General features: G+C 57.4%; 5 protein-coding genes and 2 pseudogenes. 2 read left to right on the top strand and 5 right to left on the bottom strand.

Features of this window, described 5'->3' with window-relative positions:
- From CHB88_RS23900 to rpsL, 4 genes are all read right to left on the bottom strand, one after another.
- The coding region (locus CHB88_RS23900) for a GTP-binding protein (RefSeq protein ID WP_005434227.1) at positions 1-92 on the bottom strand (92 nt) is incomplete at its 3' end.
- 80 nt (positions 93-172) lie between these two features.
- On the bottom strand, positions 173-2275 hold the full coding sequence (gene fusA / locus CHB88_RS23895) for an elongation factor G (RefSeq protein WP_089401869.1): 2103 nt from the start codon (positions 2273-2275) through the stop codon (positions 173-175).
- 135 nt (positions 2276-2410) lie between these two features.
- Positions 2411-2881, bottom strand: coding sequence for a 30S ribosomal protein S7 (rpsG, locus tag CHB88_RS23890; protein WP_089401868.1), 471 nt, complete (start codon positions 2879-2881; stop codon positions 2411-2413).
- 138 nt (positions 2882-3019) lie between these two features.
- Positions 3020-3403 (bottom strand): 30S ribosomal protein S12, encoded by a 384-nt coding sequence (gene rpsL / locus CHB88_RS23885; RefSeq protein ID WP_089401867.1) that lies wholly within the window; start codon positions 3401-3403, stop codon positions 3020-3022.
- 318 nt (positions 3404-3721) lie between these two features.
- On the opposite strand from rpsL, the gene CHB88_RS23875 reads away from it, so the two are divergent.
- Entirely contained in the window at positions 3722-5521 is a 1800-nt protein-coding gene (locus CHB88_RS23875) for a phosphoethanolamine transferase (RefSeq protein WP_245845230.1), read from the top strand.
- Between the two features lie 312 nt (positions 5522-5833).
- Here CHB88_RS23875 and CHB88_RS23870 read toward each other — a convergent pair.
- A pseudogene (locus tag CHB88_RS23870) lies at positions 5834-7064 on the bottom strand (IS3 family transposase).
- Between the two features lie 65 nt (positions 7065-7129).
- Between CHB88_RS23870 and CHB88_RS23865 the strand changes: the two are divergent.
- A pseudogene (locus CHB88_RS23865) lies at positions 7130-7330 on the top strand (integrase core domain-containing protein); the annotation flags it as partial.
- Positions 7331-7494 lie beyond the last annotated feature (164 nt).

Genomic DNA, 7494 nt, shown 5'->3' with positions numbered 1-7494 from the left:
GCCGCGGTCAGCGTGGTCTTGCCATGGTCAACGTGACCGATCGTGCCGACGTTCACGTGCGGCTTGGTCCGCTCAAACTTGCCTTTTGCCATTTTAGATTTCCTTCAAAAGAACGATTTGTGTTGTCGGCGCCGGCCGGCGTGCCGGCCGGCGCACGGGAGGGTATTGCTGATTACTTCGCTTTGGCGGTGATCACAGCGTCGGCAACGTTCTTCGGAGCTTCAGCATAGTGCTTGAATTCCATGGTGTACGTTGCGCGGCCCTGGGTCAGGGAGCGCAGGGTGGTCGAGTAGCCGAACATTTCCGACAGCGGAACTTCAGCGCGAACGACCTTGCCGCCGCCAGGGATGTCATCCATGCCCTGGATCATGCCGCGGCGGGAAGACAGGTCGCCCATGACGTCACCCATCTTCTCTTCCGGGGTCTCCACTTCGACGGCCATCATCGGCTCGAGCAGAACCGGGTTGGCCTTGCGGCAACCATCCTTGAAGGCCATGGACGCCGCCATACGGAAGGCGTTTTCATTCGAGTCCACGTCATGGTAGGAACCGAAGAACAGCGTAACCTTGACATCGACCACCGGGTAGCCCGCCATCACGCCGGTCGGCAGGGTATCGACGATACCCTTCTCGACTGCCGGGATGTACTCGCGAGGAACGACACCGCCCTTGATGGCGTCGACGAACTCGAAGCCCTTGCCTGGCTCCTGCGGCTCGATCTTCAGCACGACGTGACCGTACTGGCCACGGCCGCCCGACTGCTTGACGAATTTGCCTTCGATCTCTTCGCAAGTCTTGCGAATGGTTTCGCGGTAGGCAACCTGAGGCTTGCCGACGGTAGCTTCAACGCCGAACTCGCGCTTCATGCGGTCAACCAGAATCTCGAGGTGCAGCTCGCCCATACCGGAGATGATGGTCTGGCCGGATTCTTCGTCGGTCTTGACGCGGAAGGACGGGTCTTCCTGCGACAGGCGGTTCAGGGCGATGCCCATCTTTTCTTGGTCGGCCTTGGTCTTCGGCTCGACGGCCTGGGAGATCACCGGCTCCGGGAACACCATGCGCTCGAGGGTGATGACGGAGGCCGGATCGCACAGGGTGTCACCCGTGGTGGCTTCTTTCAGACCCACGGCAGCAGCGATGTCGCCGGCGCGGACTTCCTTGATCTCTTCACGCTGGTTGGCGTGCATCTGCAGCAGACGGCCGATACGCTCCTTCTTGCTCTTGACCGGGTTGAAGACGGTATCGCCCGAGTTCACCACGCCGGAATAGACGCGGAAGAAGATCAGCTGGCCCACGAACGGGTCGGTCATGATCTTGAATGCCAGCGCCGAGAACTTCTCGTTGTCGTCGGCCTTGCGCTCGATCGGCTGCTCGTCTTCGTCCAGGCCCTTGACCGGCGGAATGTCGGTCGGCGCCGGCAGGTATTCGATCACGGCGTCGAGCATGGCTTGCACGCCCTTGTTCTTGAACGCGGTGCCGCACATCATCGGCACGATTTCGCCGGCGATGGTGCGCTGACGGATCGCCTTCTTGATCTCTTCTTCAGTCAGGTCGCCTTCCTCGAGGTACTTGTTCATCAGTTCCTCGTTTGCTTCGGCAGCCGCCTCGACCATCTTCTCGCGCCACTCGTTGCAGGCGTCCTGCAGTTCGGCGGGGATGTCGCGGTAGTCGAACTTCATGCCTTGGGAAGAATCGTCCCAGTAGATCGCCTTCATCTTGACGAGGTCGACCACGCCTTCGAAGTTTTCTTCAGCGCCGATAGGCACTTGCATCGGGATCGGGTTGGCCTTCAGGCGGGCGCGCATCTGCTCGTACACCTTGAAGAAGTTCGCGCCGGTGCGGTCCATCTTGTTGACGAACGCGAGACGGGGAACGCCATACTTGTTAGCTTGGCGCCAAACGGTTTCAGACTGCGGCTGAACGCCGCCCACTGCGCAGTAGACCATGCAAGCGCCGTCGAGCACGCGCATGGAACGCTCCACCTCGATGGTGAAGTCCACGTGGCCCGGGGTGTCGATGATGTTGATGCGGTGCTCGGGGAAGTTGTTGGCCATGCCCTTCCAGAAGCAGGTGGTTGCCGCGGAGGTGATGGTGATGCCGCGCTCTTGTTCCTGCTCCATCCAGTCCATGGTGGCTGCGCCGTCGTGCACTTCACCGATTTTGTGGTTGACACCGGTGTAGTACAGGATGCGCTCGGTCGTGGTCGTCTTACCGGCGTCGATGTGAGCGGAAATACCGATGTTACGGTAGCGCTCGATAGGGGTCTTGCGAGCCATAGCTAATCCTAAGTTCTTTAATGAACGAAACCGAGCGCCACTTTGATCAAGAGATGCGCCCGGTTTTTCGAGTTACTGTTTCGGAGCAGGCCGCCTAAAGCGGAAAGGCAACCGCTCCGGACTGCCTTGAGGCTGTTAGAAACGGAAGTGGGAGAAGGCCTTGTTGGCTTCTGCCATGCGATGCACTTCATCGCGCTTCTTCATGGCGCCGCCACGACCTTCAGCGGCTTCCATCAGCTCGCCGCCCAGACGCTGCGGCATGGACTTCTCGCTGCGCTTGTTGGCAGCTTCACGGAGCCAGCGCATGGACAGCGCCATGCGACGGACCGGACGCACTTCCACTGGCACTTGGTAGTTGGCACCACCGACGCGGCGGGACTTCACTTCCACCATCGGCTTGCAGTTATTGATTGCAGCGGTGAAAACTTCCAGCGGATCCTTGCCCGACTTGGACTGGATGTGCTCGAACGCACCGTAGATGATGTTCTCGGCGACCGATTTTTTACCGGACAGCATCAATACGTTGACGAACTTGGCGACATCAACATTGCCGAACTTCGGATCCGGCAGGATTTCCCGTTTCGGGACTTCACGACGACGTGGCATTTCAAATCCTTTCTTCTTCAGTTGAGTGCAGGACTGTTCCTTCGACACTCGGGGATGATCATCAGGTCATCCACTTACTCGGCCCATTTCCTGGCCGACTTACCATCCGCTCAGTGAAGCACCTTGCGGAAACATGATTTACTTCTTCGCAGCCTTGGCACGCTTTGCGCCGTACTTGGAACGGGCCTGCTTACGGTCCTTGACACCCTGGGTATCCAGCGCGCCGCGAACCATGTGGTAACGCACACCCGGCAAGTCCTTCACACGACCGCCGCGGATCAGCACGACGCTGTGCTCCTGGAGGTTGTGGCCTTCACCGCCGATGTACGAAATGACTTCGAAACCGTTGGTGAGACGAACTTTGGCGACCTTACGCAGCGCCGAGTTCGGCTTCTTCGGGGTCGTGGTGTACACGCGGGTGCAGACACCGCGCTTCTGCGGGCTGTTCTCGAGCGCGGGAGACTTGCTCTTCACGCTCGCGGACGTGCGCGGATTGCGAATCAGTTGATTGATGGTTGGCATCGGTCTTTAATCCAACAAAATTGCAACGTTGATAAAAAATCGGTCCGTTTGGACCGGTAGGTACTGGCGCGCGACTGGCGCCTTTTTCAAGAGCCGCGGGAAAAGCGGGAGGTGGGAGCATTGCCTGACCAAAGAACGCTTAAGCCCGGGGAGCTTAAATTCGAGAACTCGCGAGTATAAACCGGTTGGTAGCGCCAGGTCAATGTTTATATCGCCTTGTTTCCTAAGCATTTTTCCGTTGCTGTTTCGGCTCCGGTCTTGATCGGCTTGGTGCCGAGTTTCCACTGTCGCGTTTTCTTTCTTGCAGGAATAAACTGCTTGACTTGGCTTGTTTTGCCCATCTCTCTGATGCGCCTTCGATTTTCCTTTTCCGCAGCATTTGTCTTCTCAAGTTACTTCGTGCTTAGTGGAGCGAAACTTCTGATAGCCCATTCAGCGGGTGTCGCCGGCTTTGGATGGGAAAGTGCAGCGTATAGCGTAATCGGCTGGGCGCTGCTCTGGTCGGTGTTTGGGAGTGCAGCGCGGTTTCATTGGGTGCTTCTTCCTGCCTTCGTTTTGCTTCCTGCAGAAGGTTTCCTTCTTGCAAACTTTCGTCAAGGGCTGACGTCTCATCATTTGGGGATTGCGCTTGAGAGCTCGCCTGCGGAGGTGCTTGAATTTATGGGCGACGGTGTACTTGGCGCCGGTGCGTTGCTTGCTGGCGCTCTGGCGTGGTGGCTAGCTATTGGAATGTGCGTCCTGCGTAGCAACGGACTTGTGCTTGGCTGGAGATTTCGCCGACTTCTGCTTCTTGTGTTTAGCGCCGGAGCGGTTCTTGTGTTTCTTGGATCGTTCATAACGTCTGGCTCAGTATCGAATCAGCGTCCGATCACTGCAAGCACTCCGATGTGGCGGTCTTGGGTGGCGAAGCTCGGCGCCCGCGAGAGGATGACTGCAATTGGCAACAGCGCCCCGCTTGGCTTCGGGCTCCGGACATGGGAGTTCTGGCGGGAACGTCAATACCTGGCACGCCTAAGCGGCGTGAACGAAGGATTTTCTTTTGGTGCCGAGCAGCGTAGCAGACGAGATAGCGCTCAAGTGATTGTGCTCGTGATCGGTGAATCGTCTCGGTTTGACCGCTGGGGATTAAATGGCTACGCGCGTGATACGACGCCCTTGCTCAGCAAGGAAAAGAATCTGTTGTCTCTGAGCGATCTGATTACTTCGGTTTCCGCGACGCGTCTTTCAGTCCCCGTAATACTGTCCCGCAAGCCGTCCAGGCAAAGCCTAAACGCCGGCTTTTCGGAGAAATCACTTGTCAGCGCCTTCCGCGAGGCAGGTTACAAGACGTTCTGGCTTTCGAATCAAATGTCATTTGGCGAGTTCGATACGCCCATCTCGGTGTTTGCCAGGGAAGCGGACGTCACTCGTTTCTTCAATCTCGGCGGTTACGCCGACAGTCCAAGCCACGATGACGTGTTGCTGGCACCGCTGCAGGCGGCGATTGACGATTCCGCAAAGAAGAAGCTCATCGTGCTCCATAGCCTCGGCAGTCATTGGAACTATGGTCAACGTTATCCGAAGGAGTTTGACCGCTGGCAGCCGTCGTTATTCGGCTCTGTGAACGCGGCTTTTACCGATCTTGCGCTCAAGGAAGCGCTTAACAACAGCTACGACAATTCGGTACTCTATACCGATTGGTTCCTTTCAAAAGTTATCGACTCGTTGAAGCGCACAAATGAAGTGGCGTCGATGATGTATGTGGCTGATCATGGCCAGAGCCTCTACGATGGCGATTGCAGGATCGCCTTTCATGGACATAACACCCAATATGAGTTTCATGTTCCGGCCTTGGTCTGGTTTTCGAACTCCTATGAGCGCGTTTTTCCGAAAAAGATAAGAGTGCTCCACCAACATCGGGATTCGCGTCTTTCGACAGAGAATGTCTTTCATTCGCTCCTCGACATGGCTGACATTCGGTACCCAAGCGAGCAGCTTGGCTGGAGCTTTTTCAGCCCGCATTGGACTCCGCACCAGCGTTTCGTAGATAGCTATGGCTGGACTAATTACGACGACGCCACGATGGAGGGTGCTTGCCGTGAGGTGATAAGAAGACAGGAAACCGTACCATCTGATTGAATGCCTGTGTCGTATGCGTTCCGAAGGCGCGACTCGCTTCGTGCAGGGTTTAGCTGGTACAAACAAGGAGGTCTATGCGGCTCCACTGGCGGCGCTGCGGGCGTATCCTCCTTCATGACAGGCTGATTCGACAACCGTAGTTGCGGCGGCTTGCGCTGTTAATAAGGCATCTGATATGCCCGCGGAGCGCCTGAGCTTGCGGGTGGCCGACAATTCGCAGTTAGCTTCTAATGTTGGTTTTTGCCGTGACATTTATGAGGCTCCTGGTTGTCGAGTTTTTGGTTTCGCCCCTGTATTACCGGACCGTCGGTATCAGTTATTTAGCGCCTGTCTTTCCCTGAACCGCCGTGGTGACAGGTACTTCAGGGCGCTGTGTGGGTGCCTGGTATTGTAGTGTTCAAACCAAGCTCCGAGTTGCTGCATAACCGTTGTGGCATTCGGGCGCTCTGCCAGGCTGGCGTAATCGCGCTTGATGGTCTTCACCAAGCTTTCCGCCATGCCGTTGCTCTGTGGGCTGGAAACAGGTGTCGTCACCGGCTTGAGCCCGAGATTGCGGGCAAACGAACGGGTTTCGGCAGCGGTATAGCAGCTGCCATTATTCGTCAGCCATTCAATCTCGGCCGGTGCCGTCTGGTTGGCTCCGAAGCGCGACTCGACCGCTTGCATCATTAGGTCGCCTACCAATCCAGCATCGATGCCCTTCGCGTCGCAACCCAGCTCATGACTTCTCGGTCGCAGCAGTCCAGCGCAAAGGCAACGCGCACCCGCTCGCCGTTGTCGCACGCGACTTCAAAGCCATCCGAGCACCAGCGGGTGTTGCTGGCGGCAACCGCAATCTTGCCGTCATGCTTACGTGCTGATACTGGCCGCTGCCCATGGCGATACAGCAGCAATCCATGGTCACGCATGACCCGATAGAGCGTTTTGTGATTCACTGGCCAGGCCTGCTGATGCCGCAGTACGCCCCACACCCGTCGATAGCCATACGTCCCCAGTTCGTGCAGCACCCGGCGGATGTCCTGCAAGAGCAGGCGATCATCACGACAGTGTGTTGCCTGGCGGCGGTCTTTCCAGCCTTTTGGACGATTGGCCAGTTCTAGGACATGGCTGCGCGCTACGCCAAGGATTGAGCACACCAGCCTCATGGCTCTTCCCCGCCTGGCAAGGGCGAGCGCGCAATCCACTTTTTTGCCTTGGCGAAATCCACTGCTTCCTTGAGGATCTCATTCTCCAGTGTCTTGCGGCCCAAGGCGGCTTCGAGCTGCTTGATGCGCTTCATCGCCTCCTGCAGTTCTGACGCCGGCACCACCGGCTCGTTGGCACCCACGGCCACCAACGAGCCTTCGGTATAGACTTTACGCCACTGGAACAACTGGCTTGCCGTGATGCCGGCCTCCCTGGCCACCAGCGACACCGACATGCCAGGCTCCATCGTCCTCCTGACCCACTCCAGCTTCTGTTCCGGGGTCCAGCGTCTGCGCCGCTGGACCCCGGTTATCACTTCCACTTGCTGCATTCTTCCTGAAGGCATAGGCATATCCATAGCTGTATTCCCAGTCGTTAGTGTAAGGAATATCGCTGGTCCGGTCTTTCAGGGGGCTACTTCACCCACAGAGCAACGGCATGGCGGAAAGCTTGGTGAAGACCATCAAGCGCGATTACGCCAGCCTGACAGAGCGCCCGAATGCCACAACGGTTATGCAGCAACTCGGAGCTTGGTTTGAACACTACAATACCAGGCACCCGCACAGCGCCCTAAAATACCTGTCACCACGGCGGTTCAGGGAAAGACAGGCGCTAAATAACTAATACCGCCGGTCCGGTAGTACGGGGGCAAGACCATCATCGAAGCGAGGCCGTCCGCACAAAGCGTCCGTGCAAAGCAAAACGCCCCGCACTCTGATGAGGCGGGGCGTTTTCGGGTAAGAGCCTGACGATGACCTACTTTCACACTGGTTGCAGCACTATCATCG

The sequence above is a fragment of the Noviherbaspirillum humi genome (assembly GCF_900188095.1).
Lineage (GTDB): Bacteria > Pseudomonadota > Gammaproteobacteria > Burkholderiales > Burkholderiaceae_D > Noviherbaspirillum > Noviherbaspirillum humi.
This window is presented reverse-complemented; position numbering and strand designations above follow the sequence as displayed.

Bases quoted from the DNA above. Each gene is read 5' to 3' on its own strand.
- fusA (WP_089401869.1), bottom strand. From the start codon at position 2,275: ATGGCTCGCAAGACCCCTATCGAGCGCTACCGTAACATCGGTATTTCC.
- rpsG (WP_089401868.1), bottom strand. From the start codon at position 2,881: ATGCCACGTCGTCGTGAAGTCCCGAAACGGGAAATCCTGCCGGATCCG.
- rpsL (WP_089401867.1), bottom strand. From the start codon at position 3,403: ATGCCAACCATCAATCAACTGATTCGCAATCCGCGCACGTCCGCGAGC.